Genomic DNA, 23,498 nt, shown 5'->3' on the forward strand with positions numbered 1-23,498 from the left:
CATGGCGGAGACTGCGCTGACCAAGGGAGCCAACTGCGCCCTCGCGGCTGAGACGACCGACGTCCGTGTCGTCGTCGCGTGGAACGACACCGAGGGTGGCGTCGACGTCGACGCGTCCGCCCTCCTGCTGGGTGACCAGGGTCGCGTGCGCTCGGACGACGACCTCGTCTTCTTCAACCAGCCGGCATCGGCTGACGGCGCGGTGCGGCTCCTCGGTCGGACGACCGACGACGCCGGGTCGCGCGAGCTCGTCGGCATCCAGCTCCACGCCCTGCCGGAGGACGTGAGTGCGGTCGCGATCACCGCCAGCCTGTCCGACGGCGCCTTCGGCTCGCTCGACGGGCTCCATCTGCGCGTGCTCGACGAGGAGGGCACCGTCGTCGTGCACTACGAGATCACCGACGCGACGACGGAGACGGCGTTCCTCTTCGGCGAGGTGTACCGCCGAGGCGACGGCTGGAAGGTGCGTGCCGTCGGCCAGGGGTGGGACACGGGCCTCGCCGGACTCGCCGCGCACTTCGGCGTCAGCGTCGACCAGGAACCGGAGACCGAGCCCGAGGCACTGCCGCTGACGCACGACGACCTGCCCGACGCCGCGCCGACCGACGACGCCGACGAGCTCGTGGACGTCGTCGAGCCCACCACGACGTCGGCCCAGCCGGTCGTGGCGAGCGCCGTCATCGACGACGACGCCACGGACGACGTCGCCGCGGCGCTGCGGCCACGCCGGTCGTCGGGCGTCCGGACGTCCAAGCGGGCGGCAGCGCCGGTACAGCCTCCTCGCCTACGGCTCGCCGGCGCCGAGACGTGGCAGGCAGCCCGTCTGTTCTCGATCTCCGGCGTCGGCACGGCCGAGGAGCAGGAGAAGCGGGCGACGTCGGCCCTCCTCGCGACGATGACCGCGGTGCCGGCGTTCGGGCGCGCGCTGACGTCGCGGTTCGGCGCGCCCGCCGGTGCCGTCGAGACCTACCTCGAGGTGCCCTTCACGCTGGGTGAGTCGACGGTCTACCCGGACGGGGTCCTGCGAGTCGCGCGCGGAGCGAAGCGGTGGACAGCGCTCGTCGAGGTCAAGACCGGCAGCGGGCAGCTGCGCCGGGAACAGGTCGAGCACTACCTGGACGTCGCACGCCAGGAGGGCTACGACACGCTGGTCACGCTGTCGAACGACATCGCGCCACAACCGGGTGAGCATCCCGTCGTCGTGGACCGTCGGAAGCTGCGCAAGGTCACGATCACGCACCTCTCGTGGGCCGAGGTTCTGCACGAGGCCACCTTCACCCTGAACCACCGAGGCGTCGGTGACGCGCTCCAGGCGTGGATCCTGGCGGAGCTCATCCGCTACCTGGAGCACCCGCGATCCGGTGCGGGCACGTTCGACGACATGGGTCCCGCGTGGGTTCCGGTCCGCGAGGCGATCCACGCAGGGACGCTGCGCGCGACGGACCGGAAGGTCCCTGCCGTGGCGGACACGTGGACCCGGCTAGTGCGTCAGGTGTGCCTCCGGCTCGGGTCGGACCTGGGTGTCACAGTCACGCAGTCGATGCCGCGACGGCTCGCCACGGACTCCGCAGCAAGGATCCAGGCGATCGTCGGCAGGCTGGCTGCGGACGGCGTGCTCGAAGCGGTGCTCAAGGTGCCGCAAGCGGCGGGTCCGCTCACGATCACCGCCGACCTCCGGACCTCACAGGTCCGGATAGGGATCGACCTCGACGCACCCCAGGAGGGGACAGCACAGCGCCGCATCAGCTGGCTCGTCCGACAGCTGAAGGACGCCCCCGATGCGGTGCTCGTCGAGGCCCGGTTCGCAGGTCGACCCGACACAGCGTGCGAGCGCCTCGCGGACGTCCGCGCCAACGCATCCGTGCTCCTGCCGGACCGCAGCGCGGAGATCACCGCGTTCCGCCTCACGCTCGCGAGCGTCATGGGGACCAAGCGCTCGGGGATTCGCGGCGCCTTCGTCCCGAGCGTCACGACCGCGGTCGAGGCCTTCTACAGCTCGGTCGTGCAGTCGCTGCGGCCTTGGCAGCCGGCCGCCCCGAAGCTGCCGGAGGAGGTCCGCGCCGAGGCGATCGATGACGTCGACATCGCCGATGTGAATGTCGACGCCGACGGCTGACGCCGTACCTTCGCCCCGTCGTCACGCCGTTCCGGCCGCACGCTCGCAGTGCCAGACTCGGCGGTGACGACGGCGTCGGGAGGGGTGCCATGAGCGCGCACGCGTACCTGCGGATCGGGTCGGTCGAGGGCGGGTCGACCGACCGGCACCACGAAGGCTGGATCGAGGTCCGGTCGTTCACCTGGTCCGAGACGTCGGGTGCCGGTGCGGGCGGTCACGCCGCCGTCTCCGGCCGCGTCACGGCGAGCCCGCTCGTCGTGACGGCGGACGTCAGCGTCGCGTCACCGCGGCTCATGGTCGCGTGCGCGCGCAACGAGCGCTTCGACGTCGCTGAGCTCGAGGTCGTGCAGGCCGGGGAGAACGGCGGACGACCGTTCCTGCGGTGGCGGCTGCAGGACGTCGTCGTCTCGGGCTACGCGGTGACCGCCGAGGACTTCCTGCCGGTCGACACGATCACGCTGCGGTTCGAGTCGCTGCGGTTCGACGTCGTGCCGCAGCAGCCGGACGGCTCCCCCGGGTCGGCCGTGACGGGCGAGGTCGACTTCACGCGGCCGTCCCGCTGACGCCGCTGGCGGTCAGTCGCTCCCGACGTCCACCAGCGCGACCCGCAGCCGCACGGTGTCGCCGACGTCGCACGACTCCGCCCGACGGACCGCCTTCTTGAGCGGCAGGACATAGGTCTTCGCCTTGTCGTCGGGGAACACCGACGTGCGCCAGACGGACCCGCCGAGCGTGACCTCGACCCGCACCGACCCGAACCCGCGCGTCACGCCTGACGACACCTCGAGCACGTCGTCCGCGACGTCGGTCGGCAGGCTGACGAAGACCCACGAGTCCGTCTTGCGGGCGCCCCACCGCCACAGCGGCGCGTCGAACTCGTACGTCGGCCGGTCGGTCATGACCGCATCGTCGCAGGCCGCACCGACATGTCGATCCACGCGGATTCGCTTGCTCGCATCGCGGCATCGAGTGATGCGATGATTCGGCCATGCGAACGACAGCGGATCTCGATGACGACGTAGCGGCGGCCGCGCGCGCTCTGGCCCAGCATGAGCACATCTCCCTGGGACGGGCGATCAACGCTCTGGCCCGGCGAGGGATGGCACCAGTCGCACGCGCGTCGTCGACGAGTGGCTTCCCGACGTTCCCCGCGGTCGACGGGCACACGATCACCTCCGACATGGTCGCGGAGCACCGTGACGACGACTGAGCCGGTGTGGCTGCTCGACGTCAACGTCCTGGTCGCCCTCGCTCACCCGAGCCATGTCCACCACGCCACGGCGCACCGATGGTTCTCGACCGTCACCACCTTCGCGACCACTCCGATCACCGAGACCGCGCTGCTGCGCCTAAGTCTCAATCCCGCCGTGACCGGGCAGCAGATCGGACCGGCAGATGCGCTCGACCTGCTCGCGAGGATTCGAGCCCTCCCCCACCACCGTTTCCTCGACGACGACACCACGCTCGCCGCCCCGGCCATCCGCAGCGCCCCCGCGGGCCACAAGCAGGTCACCGACTTCCATCTCGTGAACCTGGCGGCGTCGGCGGGCGCGGTCCTGGCCACCTTCGACGCTGCACTGCCGGGCGCGCTGCATCGCGACGACCGGACCCACGTGCGCGTCGTCCCGCCGTCGGCCGGCTGAGCTTCGCGATCAAGCGCCGGACGGCTCCGCGGCGGGGTCGCGGGTCAGGAGCGTCACGACCTCGTAGTGGGTCGTCTGGGGGAACATGTCGAGGACCCGGCCGCGGACGGGGCGCAGGGACGGCATGGCGGCGAGGTCGCGCGCGAGCGAGCGGGCGTTGCACGACGAGTAGACGACGGTCTCCACGCCGGACCGTTCGAGCCAGCCGGCCAGGTCGGGGCCGATGCCGCGTCGCGGCGGGTTGACGACGACGAGGTCGGGCAGGTCGGCGGGTGACGCGCCGAGCGCGAAGGCGGTCGCGTCGTCGGCGCGGAACGTCGCGCGGGGCAGGCCCGCGTCGCGCGCGGTGAGGGTCGCGCTCGCGACGGCCTCGGCGGACGTCTCGACGCCGACGACGTCGCGCGAGCCGTCGGCGACGTGCAGCGCGAACCCGCCGACGCCGCAGTACAGGTCCCACACGGACGACGGCGCGGCCTCGTCGACCCACGCGGCCGCCTGCCGGTAGAGCGCGGCGGCGACGTCGGTGTTCGTCTGGAAGAAGCTCTGCGGGCGCAGGTGGAGGTCGTGCCCGTTGATGCGCATGCGGAGCGTCTCCTCCTCGGTCAGGAGGATCTCGCGCTCCCCCTCGAGCACGGCCTTGTGCTCGGGCAGCAGGTTCACCGACGCGACGACGAGGCGCGGGAGCTGTGCGCGCAGCCAGGGCAGGTGCTTGCGGATGCGCGCGACGGCCTCCTGCGAGCGCAGCACGAACCGCAGCATGAGGTCGCCGTCGGGCGACTCGGTGAGCAGGAGGTGCTTGAGCTCGCCGCGGCGCGCGGGGACGTCGTAGGGCTCGAGGCGGGCGCGCGTCACCAACGCCGTCAGCACCGGGAAGGTCGCCGACAGCGAGGCCGGGTAGAGGCCGCAGCCCTGGAGGTCGACGCCGACGCCGGCCGCGTCGAGGATGCCGAGCGTCGGGGCGTCGACGGTCCCGCCGACGACCATCTTGGCCTTGTTGCGGAACCCCTCCTCGCGGCTGGGCACCGGGTCGAGCCACACGAGCTCGGGGTGCTCGGCGAGCAGGTCGGCACACAGGTCCTGCTTGGCGGCGAGCTGGTCGGCGTAGGGCCGCCCCATCCACGTGCAGGAGAGGCACCGCTGCGCGTCGTAGTAGGGGCACTGCACGGTTCACCAGCCTACGGGCCGTGTATCTGTGGCCCAGGTCACACCTCTTGTCCGTGCAGGGGGCGCAGTCGGTGTTCGCGCGCGGGCGGGGAGACGTCATGGACATCCGGAACGGCGGCCTCGAGGTCGTCGACGCAGTGGTCGTCGGCTCGGGCTTCGGCGCCGCGGTCGCGGCGCAGCGGCTCGCGGAGGCGGGCAAGCAGGTCGTCGTCATGGAGCGCGGCCGGCGCTACGGGCCCGGGGACTTCGCCCGGACGCCCGCGCAGATGGGCCGGGCGTTCTGGGACCCGAGCGAGAAGCTCTACGGGCTGTTCGACGCGTGGTCGTTCCGTGGGCTGGAGGGGCTCGTGTCGAGCGGGCTCGGCGGCGGGTCGCTCATCTACGCCAACGTGCTGCTGCGCAAGGACGAGCACTGGTTCGTGCACGACTCCCCGCTGCCGGGCGGCGGGTACGAGCACTGGCCGATCAGCCGCGCCGACCTCGACCCGCACTACGACGTCGTCGAGAAGATGCTCGGCGCCACGCCCTACCCGTACGACGACACCCCGAAGACGCGCGCCGTCGAGCAGGCGGCCGTCGCGCTCGGCATGCCGACGATCCGGCCGCCGCTGGCCGTCACGTTCGCCCGCCCCGGCGAGGACGCCGCCCCGGGACTCGACCTGCCCGCCGCGGCGTACGGCACGGTCCACCCCGGGTCGCGCCGGCGCACGTGCACGCTGTGCGGCGAGTGCGACATCGGCTGCAACATCGGCGCGAAGAACACGCTCGACCACACCTACCTGGCGTCCGCGGCGCACCACGGCGCCGACGTCCGGACGCTGCACGAGGTGCGCGCCGTCCGGCCGCTCGACGGCGGCGGCTACCTGGTCCGCTACGTCGTCCACCCCGAGGGCGCGCGCGGCGACATGGACACCCGCACGCGCAGCCTGCCGGAACGCTCGATCGTCGCCCGACGCGTGATCCTCGGCGCCGGCACGTTCGGCACGACGTTCCTGCTGCTGCGCAGCCGCGCGTCGCTGCCCGGTCTGGGACCCGCGCTCGGCACCCGCTTCTCCGGCAACGGCGACCTGCTCACGCTGCTGCTCGACTGCACGCGCGACGGCGAGGCCCTGCCCGTCGACGGCGGCCACGGTCCCGTCATCACGACCGCGATCCGCCGACCCGACGCGCTCGACGGCGACGGCTGGACCGGTCGCGGCTACTACGTCGAGGACGCGGGGTTCCCCGGGTTCCTCGGCTGGCTCGTCGAGACGGCACAGCTGCGGTCGACCGCCCGGCGCGCCGCGGCGTTCGCGTGGCAGGTCGTGCGCAACCGGGTCCTGGCGCAGGGCCGCTCGAACGTCTCCGCCGACCTGTCCGCGCTGCTGGGCGACGGGCGGCTGTCCGCCGGGTCGCTGCCGCTGCTCGGGATGGGCCGCGACCTGCCCGACGGGCGGATGTCGCTGCACGACGGGCGGCTCGCGGTGAGCTGGACCACCGCGACGTCGCGGGCGTACTTCGACGACGTCCGCACGACCATGGAGCGCGTCGGCCAGCAGCTCGGCGCGCGCTTCCAGGACAACCCGCTGTGGTGGGCCAAGCGCGTCATCACCGTGCACCCGCTGGGTGGCGCGCCCATCGGGCGGCACGTCGGAGAGGGCGTGTGCGACGAGTTCGGCGAGGTCCGCGGGCACCCGGGGCTGCACGTCGTCGACGGCGCCGCGATGCCCGGCCCGGTCGGCGCGAACCCGTCGCTCACGATCGCCGCGATGGCCGACCGCGCGTCGACCCGGATGCTCGAGCAGGACTGGACGCGGCCCCGCCGGACGCACGTCGCCGCGCCCGCCCGTGCGCTCGCCGCGCGCGCCCCCGGCGCCACGTCGGTCGCGTTCACCGAGCGCATGGTCGGACCGTTCACGCTCGACCAGACCGACCCGCGACACGGCGCCGAGATCGCCCGCAGCCTCGGCGACCGGCTGCAGTTCGTGCTCACGATCACCGCCCCCGACATCGACGCCTTCGTCGCCGACCCGCTGCACCGTGCCGACGCGACGGGGTTCGTCGAGAGCAACGTCCTGGGCGGGCGGCTCGACGTCGAGCGCGGCTGGTTCAACCTGTTCGTGCACCCCGGCGGCACGCCCGGCCGACGCATGCTCTACCGGCTGTGGCTGCGCGACGCCGCCGGCTCGCCGCTCACGCTCGTCGGCGCGAAGGAGGTCGAGGACGACCGCGGGCTCGACGTCTGGGCCGACACGACGACCCTCTTCGTGCGCGTGCTGTCCGGGCACGTCGCACCGCCCGAGGCCACGACGCACGCGCAGGCGCTCGCCGTGCTCGACGGGATGCGCGACGACGTGGTGCCCGACGGCACGATCGGCGCGGGCGTGCTCGTCATCAAGCCGTTCGACCTGGCCAAGCAGCTCACGACGTTCCGGACCGAGGGCGACGCCGGTGCGGCCGCGCTCGCGCAGTTCGGGCGGCTGTTCCTCGGCGAGCTGTGGGACGTGTACGTCGCCGACAGGCTGGCCGGGCGGCGCCGCGCCGCCGCGCCACGGGCCGCCGCCGCGAGGGCCGGCCGATGAGGCGTCGCGACCTGGTCTCGCACGGCAGCGACCTCGGCTTCGTCCCCGCGCCGCAGGTCCGCTGGCTCGACCCGCCCGAGCTCGCGCGGACCGCGCTCAAGGTCGTGCTCGCGTCCGTCTTCACCGCGTACGGCGACCGTCGCGAGGTGCAGGCCGCGCTGCCCGGCGGGCTCGTCGAACCCGCGCACCGGCCCGACGGGGACCTGTGGCTCGACTTCGTCGCCGACCTCGGCGACGGGTTCGACGCGACGTACACCGTCGCCACGCTCCTCGCGCAGCCCGAGCTCAAGGTCGCCGGCGCCGACGGCCCGCTCGCGCTGCCCCGCGGGCACGTGCTCGTGCTCGGCGGCGACGAGGTCTACCCCGCCGCCTCCGCCCGCGGGTACGAGCACCGGACGACAGGGCCGTACGGCGCGGCGCTGCCCGCTCCCCCGCCGGGCGCCGTGCTCGACGCGACGACCGAGCCGACGCTGCTCGCGATCCCCGGCAACCACGACTGGTACGACGGCCTGACGGCGTGGCTGCGCGTGTTCACGCGCGGCGCGAGCGTCGGGGCGTGGCGGACCGTGCAGCGCCGGTCGTACTTCGCGGTGCGGCTCGCGCCCGGCTGGTGGCTGCTCGGCCTCGACTCGCAGCTCGACGAGTACATCGACGAGCCGCAGCTCGACTACTTCCGCACGCACGTCACCGCGCACCTGCGCCCCGGCGACGCGGTCGTCGTCTGCGCGGCCGAGCCCGCGTGGTCGAAGGCGGGGCGCGACCCCGACGCGTTCAACCAGCTGCACTTCTTCGAGCGCGAGGTCGTGCGGTACCGGCAGGTGCCCGGACGGCCCGGACGCGAGGACACCGGGGCGCGCGTGCGGCTGTGGCTGAGCGGCGACCAGCACCACTACTGCCGGTACGCGTCCCGCGCGCCGGGGTCGGCCTCACCGGTCGACGCGGCCGGCCCGGCCGACCCGCGCGCCGTGCAGGCCGTGACGTGCGGGCTCGGCGGTGCGTACCTCGGGGACACCGACCGGCTCGTCGACCACCTCGTGCTGCCCCCGCCCGCGTCACGCATGCGCAGCAAGGACTCCCCCGGCACGCCGTTCGACCGCGTCGGGCCGACGTACCCGCCCCAGGACCAGTCGCGCCGGCTGCGCCGCCGCATCGCCAACCCGCTGAGCCCGTACTGGGCGGGTCGCCGCAACCTCGGGCTGCTCGCGACCGCCGGCGTCGTCCAGCTGCTCGTCGTCGGGTGCCTCGCGGGGTTGCTCGGGGTCCTGCGGGGCGGGTCGCCGACGCTGCTGCGCGGGCTGTCCGGCGACGTCGCGGCCGCCGCGCTCGGGGCGGCCGCCTGGGTGCTCGGGCTGCTGCTCGTGCACGTCGCGCTCGCCGCGACGATGCCCGGCGGGCGGCTCGCGCGGCTCGTGCCCGCGACGACCGGCGTCGGGCTGCAGCTCGTCGCCGCGCTCGTCGTGCTCGTCGCCGCGGTCGCGGTCCCCTGGCCCGCGTGGTCACCCGCGCTCACCGCGACGCTGGTCGTGCCGTTCGTCGTCGTCCTCGGCGCGCTGCTCGGCACCCAGGCGTTCGCGCTGCTCCTGCTGTCCCGCCGGACCGGCGTCGTCGCCGGCTGGCAGATGTCCGGCCAGGCGGTCACCGACCGCAAGGGATTCCTGCGGCTGTGCCTGCGCACCGACGGTCGGCTCGTGGTCTACCCGCTCGTCGTCGACACCGTCTGCCGCCGGTGGGACGTCGAGGCCCGGGACGGTGGCGCGCGCCCCGTCCCGGCCGACGGCCTGCCGGCCGTCCGGCTGCTGGAGGAGCCCGTCGTCGTCGCGCAGGAGGGGTACGCGTCATGAGCGTCGAGGAAGCACCCGCCACGATCACGCGGGCCGACCACCGCACCGAGCTGGTCCCGTTCACCGCGCGCGACGGCACGCGGCTCACGTTCGTGCACGTCCGTGGCCCGCGCGAGCCGTGGCGCGGACCCGTCATGCTCGCGCACGGCTCCGGCGTCCGGGCCGAGCTGTTCCGCCCGCCGCTGCCGCGGACGCTCGTCGACGTCCTGCTCGAGGACGGCTGGGACGTGTGGCTGCTCAACTGGCGCGGCTCGATCGACCTCGACCCGATGCCCTGGACGCTCGACGACGCGGCCGTGTTCGACCACCCCGCGGCCGTCGACCACGTCCTCGCCGCGACCGGTGCGACGACGATGAAGGCGGTCGTGCACTGCCAGGGGTCGACGTCGTTCACGATGGCCGCCGTCGCCGGGCTCGTCCCCGCGGTCGACACCGTCGTCTCGAACGCCGTGTCGCTGCACCCCGTGCTGCCGTTCTGGTCGCGGCAGAAGATCCGCTACCTCGTCGACCCGATCGAACGGTTCACGCCGCACCTCAACCCCGCGTGGGGCTACCGCTCCGACGGGAACTTCTCCAAGGTGCTGCGCGGCGTCGTGCGCGTCACGCACCCGGAGTGCGACAACATCGTCTGCCGGATGGTGTCGTTCACCTACGGCTCCGGCTTCCCCGCGCTGTGGTCGCACGAGAACCTCGACCGCGCGACGCACGACTGGATCAGCGGCGAGTTCGCCGACGTGCCCATGTCGTTCTTCCGGCAGATGGGCCAGTCCGTCGCCGTCGGGCACCTCGTGCCCGCCCGGGACCACCCCGAGCTGCCCGACGACCTGGTCGCCGGGCCACCGCGCACCGACGCGCGCTTCGCGTTCCTCGCAGGCGCCGACAACCGGTGCTACCTGCCCGAGTCGCAGGTCCGGACGCACGCGTTCTTCGCGCGGCACCGGCCCGGCAAGGGCGACACGCTGCACGTCCTGCCGGGCTACGGGCACCTCGACGTGTTCTTCGGCCGGCGCGCGTGGCGGGACACCTACCCGATCATCCTGGAGGAGCTGCACCGATGAGCCTGCTGACCTCGGCCGCGCGGACGGTGCTGTCCCGCGTCCCGTCCCCCGTCCCGCGCCGCCAGCGCCGCCTCACGGGCCAGGCCGCGCGCGTCGACTCCATCCCGTACGCCATGCCGGTGTCGTCCGAGGACTCGCCCGTCCTCATGGCGGCGTTCCCGATCTCGCTGTCCGCCGCGCGGGCCGTGCTGCCCGGGACCGAGCTGCACCCCGTGTCGCTCGGGTTCGGCCGCGGCGTGCTCGTCGCGACCGTCGTCAACTACCGGTCCACGGACATCGGCCAGTACATCGAGTACTCGCTCGCGATCGCCGTCACGCACGGCCCGCGGCCCGCACCGCCGCTGCTGCCGCTCGCGCTCATGCGCACGCTGCAGCTCGGCCAGTACGTCGTCGACCTGCCCGTGTCGACCGAGGTGTCCGTCAAGGGCGGCAAGGGCATCTGGGGCATGCCCAAGCACCAGGCGTCGCTCGACTTCGTCGTCACCGACACGACCGTGTCCGCGCAGTACGACGACCTCGACGGGCGGTTCGGCGCGCTCGTCGAGATCGAGCGACCCGCGCCCCTGGGCCTGCCGCTCAAGCTCGCCGCGGCCAACTACTGCGCGTTCCGCGGGCAGCTCATGAAGTCGACGATCTACTTCGAGGCGACCGGCGACGTCGCCGTCGGGCCGGGTGCGCGGGCGCGCATCGTGCTCGGCGACGCACCGGGCGTCCAGCCGCTGCGCGCGCTCCGGATCGGGTCGAAGCCGCTGTTCACGGCCTGGCTGCCCACCGCGCACGGCGTGCTCGACGACCACTACGAGGCGTGGTTCCTCACCTCGGACACGCTCGGCTCGGTCGACGCGTCCCTGGCGTCCGGGCAGTTCGGCGAGCCGCTCGAGTCGGTGCACGGCCTCGGCCGCGGCGAGACGTGGCCGGCGCCGCCCGACCGGTCACGGCCCGAGGTGCAGGGCCGCATCGCCGCGGGGGTGACGACGTGATCACGTTCCTCGCGGCGCTCTGGTTCCTGTTCGGGGCGACCATGTACGTCGGCACCATGTGGGTGCTCAAGTGGTTCCTGTTCCCCACCTGGCGGGGCCTGTCGCGGGACAACGTGGGCACGCACTTCGGCATCCCGACGAAGCGCGCGACCGCCTTCTTCACCGGCGTCGTGCCGCTCATGTTCGTCGCCGCGATCGTGATGATCGTGACCGAGCGGGGCACGGGCTGGGTGTGGTTCGGCGTCGCCTGCCTCGCCGGGATCTTCGTCCTGACGTTCGTCGGTCAGGCGCTCATCATCCCGGTGAACAAGCGGGTCCGCGGCGGCGACTTCGCCGACGACACCGAGCTGCGCCACCTGCTGCACCGCTGGATGGTGCTCAACGACGTGCGGTTCTACGGCTCGACCCTCACCTGGGTCGCGATCGTCTGGTATGTCGTCGCGCGCGGCGACCTGCTCGGGGCGCTGTCGTGACCGCCGACGCGGGCCCCCGCCCGCCCGGGACCTCGCGGCGCGCGCCGGTCGCGGACGGGCGGACGCCGCTCGTCCTGCTGCTCGTCGTCATCGGCTGGATCACGGTCGCGAGCGGCGCCGCGCAGATGCTCGTGCCGTCGTTCGTGCTGTCGCTGCTCGGCGCCTCCGAGGACGCCACCGCGGAGCAGCTCTTCGCGACCGTCGGGATGTTCATGGTCGTCGTCGGCGGCCTGCTGCTCACCACGTTGTCCCGGCCGCGGCACGACCCCGACGTCGTGCTCTGGGCCGCCGTGCAGAAGGCCGCCGCGTCCGTGGCGGTGGGAGTCGGCGTCGCGCGCGGGGTGTTCGACCCGCTCGCGCTCGGCGTCGCCGCGTTCGACCTGCTCACCGCCGTGCTCCTCGCGGTGCACCTGCGCGCCCTGCGCGGTGCGCGATGAGGTCGCTCGTCGCCGCAGGGGGCGGCATGCGCGTCGCGTGGCAGGCGGGCGTCGTCCGCGCGCTGCAGGAGGACGGGATCACGTTCGACCACGTCGACGGGACGTCGGGCGGCATCCTCACCGCCGCGATGCTGTGCTCCGGCGTCGACGGCGTCGAGATGTGCCGCCGCTGGCGCGACGTCGACGTGCGCGACTTCGGCTCGGCGCTCCCCCTGCACGAGTACCTGACGGGCCCGTGGAACCTGCCCGCGGTCGGCGGCGCCGACGGGCTCGTGCAGCGTGTGTTCCCGGCGCTGGGCATCTCGGTCGAGGCGATCCGCGCATCGACGCTCCAGGGCTCGTTCAACGTCGTCGACTTCGTCACGAAGCAGAACGTCGCCGTCGACGCCGCCGACGTGGACGCCGACCTGCTCGCCGCCGGCATGTCCCTGCCGCTGTTCCTCACACCGCTGCGCCGCGACGGGCACGTCTGGACCGACGCCGTCTGGGTCCGCGACGCGAACGTCACCGAGGCGCTGCGTCGCGGCGCCGACGAGGTCTGGCTGGTCTGGTGCATCGGCAACACCGGACGCTGGGGCGACGGGCCGCTCGAGCAGTACGTCCACATGATCGAGATGAGCGCCGCGGGGGCGCTGGCCGCCGACCTCGCGCTCGCCGACGCGACCGGCCGGGAGTTCGTGCTGCACGTGGTCAAGCCCGAGCACCCGCTGCCGCTCGACCCCGAGTTCTACCTCGGCCGCATCTCGTCCGACTCGCTCGTGCAGATGGGCTACCGGGACGCGCGGCGCTACCTCGCGTCGCGGTCGGCGGGCGGCGTGGCGCGGGACGCGTCGTGCACGCGGATGACCGAGCCGCCGCCGTCCGCGCGGTACGTCGAGCACCTGCGCGGGACCGTCGACGGCGTCGACGTCGTCCTCGACCTCACCGTCGTCATGCCGCTCGACGGGCCGGTCGGCGGGGCGTCGGTCGCCGGCGCGCTGACGTACGCGCCGTGGGGCGAGCGCGCGTACCTGGCCGACGGGCGGGTCGAGGAGGCCGACGACGCGTTCGTCTACCGCGGGTCCGTGCGGGTCGACGGGGACGTCCTCGAGGTCGAGGCGGTCCGGTCGCTCGTCGACGACCCCGGCTTCGACGCCTGGGCCGACCTGTCGCGGGTCGCGCTGACGGTCCGATCGTCGTCGGGCGCCGTCGCGCTCACCGCGCCGCTCGACCTCGGCGCGGGCGGCGTGCGGCGGCTGGTGACGTCGGTCGAGCCCGTCGGGGTGACGGGCGTCTTCCACCGCGCCGACGCGGTCCGGCGGCTCCTCGCACGCGGCGCGGGCGCGCTGCGCCGCTGACGACCGGGACGTCGCTCAGCGCAGGGCGGCCTGGCGGCGACGGGTGCGGCCGCGGCGGCGCGCCCGCACCGGGACCTTGAGCGGGTGCTTGCCGAGCCGGAACATCACCGCGACCTGCACGACGTAGAGGACGACCGCCCCGAGCGCGACGCCGCTGCACCAGACGAAGAGCGAGCCGACGTCGACGGTCCGGCCGGTGAGGTCCGCGACGTCGGCCGCGACCGCGTGCAGCCGGTCGCGGTACGACCCGACGAGCCAGGCCGCGGCGGCGGCGAGCACCCCGACGACGAGCAGCGCGTTGCGGCGGACCGCGCGCCCCGGCGACACCCACCGCCAGCCGGCGTACTCGGGCTCGGGCGTCGGGTGCTGCGGGCCGTCCCACCACCGTCCCGCGCGGTCCTCGTCGTCGGTCGGGACGACGTCGGCGCCCGCGCGCACGGCGCGGCGCGGGCGGGCCGTCGGCTGCGGACGCTCGGGCGTGCCGCCGGCCGCGAGGAGCGCGGTCGCGTGGTCCAGCACGTCGGACGCGGCGTCGTTCGCGGGCGTGAGCGTGCCCGCCAGGTCGAACGTGAACAGCACCATGCCGTGCTGGTCGGCGTACTCGACCGCCTCGTCCGAGTACCCCGGGCCGGTGAAGAACCAGAGCTCGAGGTCGGTGCGGTCGGCCCGGGCGCCGTAGAGGCGCTGCAGGTCGGGCCGGCCCGCTCGACCGCCGCGGAACTTGACCTGGGCGAGCGCGTGGCGGGCGGTGACGTCGAGCCCGCCGTCGGCGCCGCGCCCCGGGTTGGCGCTCGCGTCGGGGTGGCCCAGCCCCCGCATGTGGTGCGCCGCCATCTCCTCCGCCTCACGCGGGGTCAGGACGTGCCGGCCGGGCACCCACTCGCTCACGGAGCAGGAGGCTAGCGAACGGTGCCGACAAGTCCGGCATCCCCGCCGCGGCGGCCGACGGCGGTGGTGGCGACGGGTCCGGCGGGGCACTTGCGCGGGCGCGGTCCGCCGTTCGCGAGCCGTCCACAGCCCGGCCTCCCGTGGACGTCTCCCCAGGTCATTCACGACGCAGGCAGGTGTCGGGCGCGGACGCTAGCGTGACGGCCGTGGAGGCGACGACGACGGCAGGCGCGCTGCACGTGCACGTCGCCGAGCGCAGCGACGTGCTGGTCGACGCGCTCGCGTCGGTGCTGGTCGACGCCCCGGCGGACCCGTTCACACCCGACGTCGTCCTGGTCCCGACGCGCGGTGTCGAGCGGTGGGTGGCGCAGCGACTCGCGCACCGGCTCGGCGCCGGGCCCGCAGGCGACGGCATCTGCGCGAACGTCCGCTTCTCCTCCCCGGCGCGTGCGGTCGCCGACGTGCTCGCCCGGGTGCTCGGGACGTCGCCCGACGACGACCCGTGGGCGCCCGAGCGCGTCGCCTGGCACGTGCTCGGCGCGCTCGACGACGCGCGCGGCGACCCGCGGCTGCGGACGCCCGTCGGTCACCTCGGCGACGCCGGCGACGACGTCCGCCAGGGCCGGCGGCTGAGGCTCGCGCAGCGCCTCGCCGGTCTCCTGCTGTCGTACGACGCGCAGCGTCCCGACGTGGTGCGCGCGTGGGCGCAGGGGCGCGACGAGGACGGCGCCGGCGCGCCGCTGCCGGCCGACCTCGCGTGGCAGGCGCACCTGTGGAGGCTCGTGCGGGAGCGCGTCGGGTCGCCCGCCCCGGCGCAACGGCTCGACGACGCGCTCGACGTGCTCACGCGCGACCCCGCGCTCGTCGACCTCCCGGCACGCCTCTCGGTGCTCGGTGCGACTCGCCTGCCCGACGCGCACGTGCGCGTGCTCGCCGGCCTGGCACGGCACCGCGACGTCCACCTGTGGCTCCCGCACCCGTCCCTGGCCCTGTGGCGCGCGGTCGCCGACCTGACGCCCCCCGACCGGCACCGGCGTGCGCTCCCCGTCGTCGCGTCGCACCCGCTGCTCGCCTCGATGGCGGGCGACGCCGTCGAGCTCCAGGTGCGGCTCGCACCGCTCGCCCCCGCCGTCGCGCTGCACGACGCCCCCGCGCCGCCGACGACCGTGCTCGGCGCGCTCCAGGCGCGCATCCGCGCGGACGCCGCCGAGGGCCCGCGGCGTCCGGTGGCGCCCGACGACCGCACGGTCCGGGTGCACGCGTGCCACGGCCGGCACCGGCAGGTCGAGGTCCTCCGCGAGGCCGTGCTCGGGCTGCTCGCCGACGACCCGACGCTGCAGCCCCGGGACGTCGTCGTCATGTGCCCGGACGTCGAGGCGTTCGCGCCGCTCGTGTCGGCGACGTTCGGCGACACCGGTCCCGCCGCGTCCGGGTGGGAGCATCCCGGACGCGGGCTCCGGGTCCGCGTCGCCGACCGCGCACCCGCGCGCGCCAACCCGCTGCTCGCGTTCGTCGCGACGCTGCTCGAGCTCGCGGGCTCGCGCGTGACGGCGTCGGCGGTCGTGGACCTCGCGGGGCTCGAACCCGTGCGGCGGCGGTTCGCGCTCGACGACGTCGCGCTCGACCGGCTGCGGTCGTGGGCGCTCCAGGCCGGGGTCCGGTGGGGCGAGGACGTCACCCGCCGCGAGCGCTACCGGCTCGGGGCCGTCGCCCAGGGAACATGGTCCGCCGCGCTCGACCGGCTGCTGCTGGGCGTCGCGATGGCCGAGGAGGACCAGCGCTACGTCGGCGCGGTGCTCCCCGTCGACGACGTGGACAGCACCGACGTGGACCTCGTCGGGCGGCTCGCCGAGCTGCTCGACCGGCTGACCGTCGTCCTGCACGACCTCGACGGCACACGACCGGCGACCGGCTGGCTCGACACCGTCGACCGCGCGCTGCGGCTGCTCACCGACGTCGCCCCGCAGGACCGCTGGCAGCAGGTCGAGGCCGCCCGGGTGCTCGGCGAGGTGCGGGTCGCGGCCGAGCACCACGGCCGGGACCTGCGGCTCCCGGACCTCGTCGCGCTGCTCGAGCCGCACCTGCGCGGCCGGCCGACGCGCGCAGGGTTCCGGACGGGCGCGCTCACCGTGTGCTCGCTCGAGCCGATGCGCGCGGTCCCGCACCGCGTCGTCGTGCTGCTCGGCGTCGACGACGGGGTGTTCCCGCGCGGAAGCGGCCGCGACGGCGACGACCTGCTCGCCCGTGACCCGCTCGTCGGCGAGCGCGACCGCCGCACCGAGGACCGTCGCCTCTTCCTCGACGCCGTGACGAGCGCGACCGAGCACCTCGTCGTCCTGCACTCCGGTGCGGACGAGCGCACGGGCGCACCCCGCCCGCCGGCCGTGCCGGTCGGAGAGCTGCTCGACGCCCTCGACGACGCCGTGGACTTCGGCGACGGCCGCGACGCGCGCGCGCACGTCGTGGTCCACCACCCGCTGCAGACCGTCGACGAGCGCAACTTCGTCGCGGGCACGCTCGGGCGTCCAGGGCCGTTCAGCTTCGACGCGCTCGACCTCGCGGCCGCGCGCGCGGGGCGGGGCGACCGTGTCGAGCGCGGCCCGTTCGTGCGCGAGCCGCTGCCGCCGACCGACCCCGTGGACGACGTGGGCGACCTCGCGGAGATCCTCACGCACCCCGTCCGCGCGTTCGTGCGCCGGCGGCTGGGGGCCGTGCCGCCGCGCGAGACCGAGCAGCTCGACGACCGGCTGCCGCTCGAGCTCGACCCGCTGGAGCGCTGGGACGTCGGTCGCCGGCTGCTCGAGGCGACGCTCGACGGCGCCACGCTCGACGACGCCGTGGCGGCCGAGCGCCGCCGCGGGCACGTCCCGCCCGGGACGCTCGGCGGCACGACGCTCGACGGCGTCGCGGCGTCGGTCCGGCCGCTCCTCGACGCGGTCGAGCGGTGGCGCGTCGGCGAGGCGCGCACGCGGGACGTGCGGCTCGTGCTGCCCGACGGGCGTCCGCTCGCGGGGACCGTCGGACCGCTGCACGGGAACGTGCTGGTCACCGCCGTCTACTCGCGCCTCGCCCCGAAGCACCGCTTGCGGGCGTGGGTGCTCCTGCTCGCGGCCGCCGCGGACGCGTCCGTGGACGCCGCCGAGCTGCGGGCCGTGACCGTCGGGCGCGGGCCGGGTGGCGGCGCGCGCGTCTCGGAGCTCCGCTCCCCCGGGCGCGCCGCGGCGCTGGCGGTCCTCGGCGACCTCGCGGACCTGGCGGACGCGGCGCTGCGCGAGCCGCTGCCGCTCCCCCTCGCCACGAGCTGCGCGTACGGCCACGCCCGCTGGTCCGAGCAGTCGGTCGACGACGCGCTCGCCGCCGCACGCAAGGAGCTCGGCACGCTCGACGACAGCCGCAACGGCCGCGGCGGGTTCGAGGTCGCTGAGACGTCGCACGCGCTCGTGTGGGGCGAGGGCTTCACGCTCGACGCGATCGCCGGGCTGCCCTCGCCGGTCGACCTGACCCGCTGGCCCGAGGACACCAGTCGCTTCGGTGCGCTGTCCCGGACGCTGTGGGAGCCCATGCTCACGCACGAGACCATCGCGATGGTGGTCGCATGAGCGCGTTCTTCGACGTCTGCGGCCCGCTGCCGACGGGGACGGTCGTGCTCGAGGCCAGCGCGGGGACCGGCAAGACGACGACCATCGCGTCGCTCGCCGCCCGGTACGTCGCGGAGGGCGTCGCCCGGCTGCCCGAGCTCATGCTCGTCACGTTCGGTCGCGCCGCGACGGCGGAGCTGCGCGACCGCGTCCGCGGGCGGCTCGTCGAGGTCGAGCGCGCGCTGCAGGACCCCGCGGCGGCGTCCTCCCCCGACGAGGTCGTGCGGCACCTCGCCGACGCCGACGCCGGGGAGCTCGCCCTACGGCGTTCGCGTCTCGCCCGCGCGCTCACCGAGGTCGACGCCGCGACCATCACGACCACGCACGGCTTCTGCCAGCAGATGCTCACCGAGCTCGGCACGGTCGGCGACGTCGACCACGACGCGACGCTGCTGCCCGACGTCGCCGACCTGGAGGCCGAGGTCGTCGACGACCTCTACCTGCGCAAGTACGCGGGCACCGAGAGCGCCGTGCTCGACGTCGCGACCGCGCGGACCGTGGCGCGTGCGGCGATCAGCGACCACGCCGCGACCCTGCAGCCCGACGACGCCGCGACCGGCTCGGCCGCCCAGCACCGGTACGGCCTGGCGCGCGCGGTCCGGGACGAGCTCGGCCGGCGCAAGCGCGCCCGCCGCGTCGTCGACTACGACGACCTCCTCGTCCTGCTGCGGGACGCCCTCGCGCACCCCGTCACCGGCGCCGCGGCCGTCGAGCGCGTGCGCGGCCCGTACCGCGTCGTCATGGTCGACGAGTTCCAGGACACCGACCCCGTGCAGTGGGACATCCTGCGGCTCGCGTTCCACGGCAGCCGGACGCTCGTCCTCATCGGCGACCCGAAGCAGGCCATCTACGCCTTCCGTGGCGCGGACGTCGCGACGTACCTGCGGGCGGCGCAGACGGCCGAGGCGCAGACGCTCGGCCGCAACTGGCGGACCGACGGGCCCGTGCTCGACGGTCTCGCCCCGATCCTGCGCGGCGCGGCGCTCGGCGACCCGCGCATCGTCGTGCACCCGGTCACGGCGGCGCGCACCGATCGCCGGCTGGTCGGTGCACCGCCCGTCGTGCTCCGCCAGGTCACGCGCGACGCGGTCGGAGCGACGTCGGGCAAGCAGCCGGCCGTCGCCAAGGTGCGCGAGCTCGTCTACCGCGACGTCGCCGCCCAGGTGGTGCGCACGCTCGACGAGACGCGTCTGCGCGACGGGGACGGCGCGACCACCCGACCCACCCGGCCGGCCGACGTCGCCGTGCTCGTGCGGACGAACGCGGAGGCGCTCGCCGTGCACGCCGCCGTGGTGGGATCCGGCGTGCCCGCGGTCATCTCCGGGCTCGCGAGCGTCTTCGGCAGCACGTCCGCGACCGACTGGCTCACGCTGCTCACCGCGCTGACCCGCCTCGCCGACAGCCGCAGCGTCGCCGCCGCAGCGCTCACCCCGTTCGTCGGGTGGGACGCCGCCCGGCTCGCACTGGCGGGCGACGACGACCTCGACGCGCTCGCCGACCGCGTGCGCGGCTGGGCGCACGTCCTCGACGAGCACGGCGTCGCGGCCCTCCTGGAGGCGACGGCCGCCGCCGGGCTGCGCGAGCGGCTGCTGCGGGCGCCCGACGGCGAGCGTCGGCTCACCGACCTGCGGCACGTCGCGGAAGCCCTGCACGAGGCCGCGCTCGACGGTGGGCTCGGCGCCGCCGCGCTCACCGAGTGGCTGCGCGCACGCATCGACGAGGCGGGCGTCGACTACGCCGAGGAGCGCAGCCGCCGGCTGGAGACCGACTCCGCGGCCATCCAGGTCATCACCGTGCACGCGAGCAAGGGCCTGCAGTTCCCGGTCGTGCTCGTGCCGTTCGCGTGGAACCGCTGGTCGCCGCGGTCGCCGGAGGTCCTCCGCTTCCACCGCGACGACGAGCGCGTCCTGCACGTCGGCGGACCGGGCAGCCCCGGCTACGCCGAGGGCCTGACCCGCCACGACGCGGACGAGTGCGGCGAGGACCTGCGGCTCGCGTACGTCGCGCTCACGCGCGCGCACTCGCAGGTCGTCGTGTGGTGGGCGCCCAGCGTGAACTCCGCGTCGTCCGCGCTCAGCCGCCTCCTGCTCGCACCCCGCGACGAGCACGGCACACCCGCCGCCCGCGTCACCGTGCCGAACGACGCGCAGGCGACGGCACGCTTCGCGGCGCTCGCCGAGGGGTCGGGCGGCGCGCTCGTGCACGAGGTCGTGGACCGCGCGCCTGACGCCGTGCGGTGGCGACCGAGCCGGCCGCCCGCGGCCGACCTCGACGTGGCCGTGCTCGGGCGGGACGTCGACCTCGGCTGGCGGCGCACGTCCTACTCCGGCCTGACCGCGCACGCCCACCACGCCGGCGTGGGCGACGAGCCGGAGCGTCCCGGGATCCAGGACGAGCCCGACGCGGACCTCGGCACCGCACCCGTTCCCGCGGGCGACCCCGACACCCCGCTCCGCGCCGTGCCGTCGCGCATGGCCGACCTGCCCGGCGGCACCGCGTTCGGGACGCTCACGCACGCGGTCCTCGAGCACGTCGACACGCACGCCGCGGACCTGCGGGCCGAGGTCGTCGCCGCGTGCCGCGCCACCGGCCTCGCCGTCCCGCTCGGGGTCGAGCCGGAGACGCTCGCCGACGCGCTGCTGCCCGCGCTGCACACGCCGCTCGGCCCTCTCGCGGCCGGCCGCACGCTCGCCGACGTCGCCCCCGCGGACCGCCTCGCCGAGCTCGAGTTCGAGCTGCCGCTCGCCGGCGGCGACCGACCGGCCCACGGCCCCGCCACGCCCGGCGGCGAGGACGAGGCCGCCGGTTCGCTCCGCGACGTCGCCGCGCTCCTGCGCGAGCACCTCCCGCCCGACGACCCGTTCGCCGGGTACGCCGACCGGCTCGACGGCGACCTGGCCGGGACGCGCCTGCGCGGCTACCTCACGGGCAGCATCGACGCCGTCCTGCGGGTCCCCGACGGCGACGGTCACCGGTACCTGGTCGTCGACTACAAGACCAACCGCCTCGCACCCCACGACGAGCCGCTCACCACGTGGCACTACCGGCCGGAGGCGCTGGTGCGGGCCATGACCGACTCGCACTACCCGCTGCAGCTGCTCCTGTACTCCGCGGCGCTGCACCGCTACCTGCGCTGGCGCCTGCCCGGCTACTCGCCCGAGCGCCACCTGGGTGGCGGCCTCTACCTGTTCGTCCGCGGGATGGTCGGCGCGGAGACGCCCGTCGTCGGCGACGTGCCGACCGGCGTCATGTCCTGGCGCCCACCCCCGGCACTCGTCGTCGCCCTGTCGGACCTGCTCGCGGGCGGGCCGGCACGCGGTCCGGCGCGCGACCGCGAGGAGGCGTCGTGACGAGCACCGCACGGGCGCACCGGCGCGACGCCGCCGGTGTCGGGCCGACGACCGGCACGTGGCGCGCCGCCGGGGCCCGGTGGGACGAGGAGTCGACGTGAGCGTGACCGGACCGGGACGGGCGGACACGGCACCGGCGACCGGCACGTGGGACGGCGACCCGGACCCGCGCGTGCCGTGGCGCGTGGACGGGCTGCTCGCCCCGTTCGTCGCCGCGGGTGCGCTCGTGTCGGCGGACGTGCACGTCGCCCGACGGCTCGGGGCGATCGGGGGCGAGCGCGACGAGCGCGTGCACCTCGCGATCGCGCTCGCCGTCGCGTCCGTGCGGTCGGGTTCGGTGTGCGTCGACCTCACGGACGCGCCCGCGGCGGTCGCGGCCGACCTCGGCGACCACGACACCGGGACGAGCACGGGCGCGGGTGCGGGTGCGGGTGCGGGTGCGGGACTGCCGTGGCCCGCGCTCGACGGGCCCGACGGCTGGCGCGCGGCCGTCCGGCGGAGCCCGCTCGTGGCCGACGGCACGGCGGGACCGGCCGACCGGCCCGTCCGGTACGTCGACGACCGCGTCTACCTCGACCGGTACTGGCGTGACGAGCTGACGGTCCGCCGCGAGGTCGAGGCGCGCGTCGGGACACCGCTGGCGGCTGACTCGACGGCGCTCGACGCTTCCGCGCGGCGGCTGTTCCCCGACGACGCCGACGACCGGCAGCGGGAGGCGGTCCGGGTCGCGGGCGCCTCGCTGCTGACCGTGCTCACCGGCGGACCGGGCACAGGCAAGACGACGACGGTCGCGCGGCTCGTCGCTGCGCTCCAGGAAGTCGTCGGGCCGGACCTGCGCGTCGCGCTCGCCGCCCCGACCGGGAAGGCGGCGTCACGCCTGCAGGAGTCGGTCAACGCCGAGGTGTCACGGCTGGGCGCGGTCGACCAGAACGGCGTGGGGCCGCTCAGCGCGTCGACGGTGCACCGGCTCCTCGGCCGACGGCCCGGCAGCTCGACCCGGTTCCGCCACGACCGCACCCGACGGCTCCCGTACGACGTGGTCGTCGTCGACGAGTCGTCGATGGTGTCGCTGCCCCTCATGGCGCGGCTCGTCGAGGCGCTGCGGCCCGAGGCCCGGCTCGTGCTCGTCGGCGACCCCGACCAGCTCGCGAGCGTCGAGGCGGGCGCGGTGCTGGGCGACCTCGTCGAGGCACTGCACGGACGCGCGGTCGTGCGGCTCACCCGGACCCACCGGTTCGGCCACGAGCTCGGCGGTCTCGCGGCCGCGATCCGCGCGGGCGACGCCGACGGGACGCTCACGCTGCTGCGCGCGGGCGGCGCGCACGTGCGGCTCACGGAGACGGCGGCTGACCTCGCGTCACCGGCGGAGCTGGCCGGGCTGCGGCACGACCTGGAGGCCGCGGGCCGGGATCTCGTCGCGGCGGCCCGTGCGGGCGACGCGTCCGGGGCGTTGCGCGCGCTGGCACGCCACCGGCTGCTGCTCGCGCACCGCGAGGGACCGGCGGGCGTCGCGCACTGGGCCGCCCAGGCGGAGGCGTGGGTCGACGCCGTGACCGGTGGACGCGGCGACGACGGCCCGTGGACGCCCGGGCGGCCGCTCCTGGTGACGGAGAACGACGTGACGAGCGGCCTGTCGAACGGCGACACCGGCGTGGTCGTCCGCGACGTCGGCGGGGACGGGACGCAGGACGCGGTCGTGGTCGCGTTCGGCGACGCGAACCGTCCACACCTCGTGCGCCCCCACCGGCTGCCCGCCGTGCAGACCGTGCACGCGATGACGGTGCACCGCGGGCAGGGCAGCCAGTTCGACCGCGTCACGGTGCTGCTGCCGCCCGCCACGTCGCCCCTGCTCACCCGCGAGCTGCTGTACACCGCGGTGACGCGGGCGCGGGACTCGGTGCACGTCGTCGGGTCGGAGGCCGCGGTCCGTGCCGCCGTGGAGCGGCCGATCCGCCGCGCGAGCGGCCTGCGGCACGCGCTGTAGGCAGCGCACGCACGACCCGAGATCGCGG

General features: G+C 75.4%; 17 protein-coding genes. 13 read left to right on the plus strand and 4 right to left on the minus strand.

The features are described from left to right. Nucleotide 1: 1 nt before the first annotated feature. Nucleotides 2-2,116 (plus strand): TerD family protein, encoded by a 2,115-nt coding sequence (locus tag OOT42_RS13530; RefSeq protein WP_273651711.1) that lies wholly within the window; start codon nucleotides 2-4, stop codon nucleotides 2,114-2,116. Nucleotides 2,117-2,205: 89 nt separating this feature from the next. Then, on the plus strand, nucleotides 2,206-2,679 hold the full coding sequence (locus OOT42_RS13535) for an Hcp family type VI secretion system effector (protein WP_273651712.1): 474 nt from the start codon (nucleotides 2,206-2,208) through the stop codon (nucleotides 2,677-2,679). Nucleotides 2,680-2,691: 12 nt separating this feature from the next. Here OOT42_RS13535 and OOT42_RS13540 read toward each other — a convergent pair whose 3' ends face one another. Together OOT42_RS13540 and OOT42_RS13545 are read right to left on the minus strand one after the other, a co-directional pair. Beyond that, on the minus strand, nucleotides 2,692-3,015 hold the full coding sequence (locus OOT42_RS13540) for a DUF1905 domain-containing protein (RefSeq protein WP_273651713.1): 324 nt from the start codon (nucleotides 3,013-3,015) through the stop codon (nucleotides 2,692-2,694). Beyond that, entirely contained in the window at nucleotides 3,012-3,167 is a 156-nt protein-coding gene (locus tag OOT42_RS13545) for a hypothetical protein (RefSeq protein ID WP_273651714.1), read from the minus strand. Before OOT42_RS13545 ends, OOT42_RS13540 begins: the two co-directional genes overlap by 4 nt. A 163-nt stretch (nucleotides 3,168-3,330) precedes the next feature. On the opposite strand from OOT42_RS13545, the gene OOT42_RS13550 reads away from it, so the two are divergent. Then, nucleotides 3,331-3,759 (plus strand): TA system VapC family ribonuclease toxin, encoded by a 429-nt coding sequence (locus tag OOT42_RS13550; RefSeq protein WP_273651715.1) that lies wholly within the window; start codon nucleotides 3,331-3,333, stop codon nucleotides 3,757-3,759. Nucleotides 3,760-3,768: 9 nt separating this feature from the next. On the opposite strand, the gene rlmC is transcribed toward OOT42_RS13550, so the two are convergent. Further along, nucleotides 3,769-4,923 carry a 23S rRNA (uracil(747)-C(5))-methyltransferase RlmC gene (gene rlmC / locus OOT42_RS13555; protein WP_273651716.1) on the minus strand — a complete coding sequence of 385 codons (1,155 nt, stop codon included), beginning with the start codon at nucleotides 4,921-4,923 and terminating at the stop codon, nucleotides 3,769-3,771. Between the two features lie 98 nt (nucleotides 4,924-5,021). Between rlmC and OOT42_RS13560 the strand changes: the two genes are divergently transcribed. Genes OOT42_RS13560 through OOT42_RS13590 form a run of 7 tightly spaced genes read left to right on the plus strand, consistent with a single transcriptional unit; the run spans nucleotide 5,022 to nucleotide 13,610 of the window. Next, complete coding sequence (locus tag OOT42_RS13560) at nucleotides 5,022-7,484, plus strand: GMC oxidoreductase (RefSeq protein WP_273651717.1); 2,463 nt, start codon at nucleotides 5,022-5,024, stop codon at nucleotides 7,482-7,484. After that, on the plus strand, nucleotides 7,481-9,325 hold the full coding sequence (locus tag OOT42_RS13565) for a hypothetical protein (protein WP_273651718.1): 1,845 nt from the start codon (nucleotides 7,481-7,483) through the stop codon (nucleotides 9,323-9,325). The genes OOT42_RS13560 and OOT42_RS13565 overlap by 4 nt, the downstream gene beginning before the upstream one ends. Further along, complete coding sequence (locus OOT42_RS13570; protein ID WP_273651719.1) at nucleotides 9,322-10,383, plus strand: alpha/beta fold hydrolase; 1,062 nt, start codon at nucleotides 9,322-9,324, stop codon at nucleotides 10,381-10,383. Before OOT42_RS13565 ends, OOT42_RS13570 begins: the two co-directional genes overlap by 4 nt. Continuing rightward, complete coding sequence (locus OOT42_RS13575; protein ID WP_273651720.1) at nucleotides 10,380-11,363, plus strand: acetoacetate decarboxylase family protein; 984 nt, start codon at nucleotides 10,380-10,382, stop codon at nucleotides 11,361-11,363. The genes OOT42_RS13570 and OOT42_RS13575 overlap by 4 nt, the downstream gene beginning before the upstream one ends. Next, nucleotides 11,360-11,836 (plus strand): DUF1772 domain-containing protein, encoded by a 477-nt coding sequence (locus OOT42_RS13580; RefSeq protein ID WP_273651721.1) that lies wholly within the window; start codon nucleotides 11,360-11,362, stop codon nucleotides 11,834-11,836. Before OOT42_RS13575 ends, OOT42_RS13580 begins: the two co-directional genes overlap by 4 nt. Beyond that, nucleotides 11,833-12,273, plus strand: a complete 441-nt coding sequence (locus tag OOT42_RS13585; protein ID WP_273651722.1) for a hypothetical protein — start codon at nucleotides 11,833-11,835, stop codon at nucleotides 12,271-12,273. Before OOT42_RS13580 ends, OOT42_RS13585 begins: the two co-directional genes overlap by 4 nt. After that, complete coding sequence (locus OOT42_RS13590; RefSeq protein ID WP_273651723.1) at nucleotides 12,270-13,610, plus strand: patatin-like phospholipase family protein; 1,341 nt, start codon at nucleotides 12,270-12,272, stop codon at nucleotides 13,608-13,610. The genes OOT42_RS13585 and OOT42_RS13590 overlap by 4 nt, the downstream gene beginning before the upstream one ends. A gap of 15 nt (nucleotides 13,611-13,625) precedes the next feature. Here OOT42_RS13590 and OOT42_RS13595 read toward each other — a convergent pair whose 3' ends face one another. Next, nucleotides 13,626-14,498 (minus strand): restriction endonuclease, encoded by an 873-nt coding sequence (locus OOT42_RS13595; RefSeq protein ID WP_273651724.1) that lies wholly within the window; start codon nucleotides 14,496-14,498, stop codon nucleotides 13,626-13,628. A 206-nt stretch (nucleotides 14,499-14,704) separates the two neighbouring features. Here OOT42_RS13595 and recC point away from each other — a divergent pair, with 206 nt between their 5' ends. The 3 genes from recC (at nucleotide 14,705) to recD (ending at nucleotide 23,470) form a co-directional block, all read left to right on the plus strand. Then, entirely contained in the window at nucleotides 14,705-18,097 is a 3,393-nt protein-coding gene (recC, locus tag OOT42_RS13600) for an exodeoxyribonuclease V subunit gamma (protein WP_273651725.1), read from the plus strand. Next, complete coding sequence (locus OOT42_RS13605; protein WP_273651726.1) at nucleotides 18,094-21,486, plus strand: UvrD-helicase domain-containing protein; 3,393 nt, start codon at nucleotides 18,094-18,096, stop codon at nucleotides 21,484-21,486. Before recC ends, OOT42_RS13605 begins: the two co-directional genes overlap by 4 nt. Before the next feature lie 97 nt (nucleotides 21,487-21,583). Next, complete coding sequence (recD, locus tag OOT42_RS13610; RefSeq protein WP_273651727.1) at nucleotides 21,584-23,470, plus strand: exodeoxyribonuclease V subunit alpha; 1,887 nt, start codon at nucleotides 21,584-21,586, stop codon at nucleotides 23,468-23,470. Nucleotides 23,471-23,498 lie beyond the last annotated feature (28 nt).

The organism is Cellulomonas fimi, assembly GCF_028583725.1.
Lineage (GTDB): Bacteria > Actinomycetota > Actinomycetes > Actinomycetales > Cellulomonadaceae > Cellulomonas > Cellulomonas fimi_B.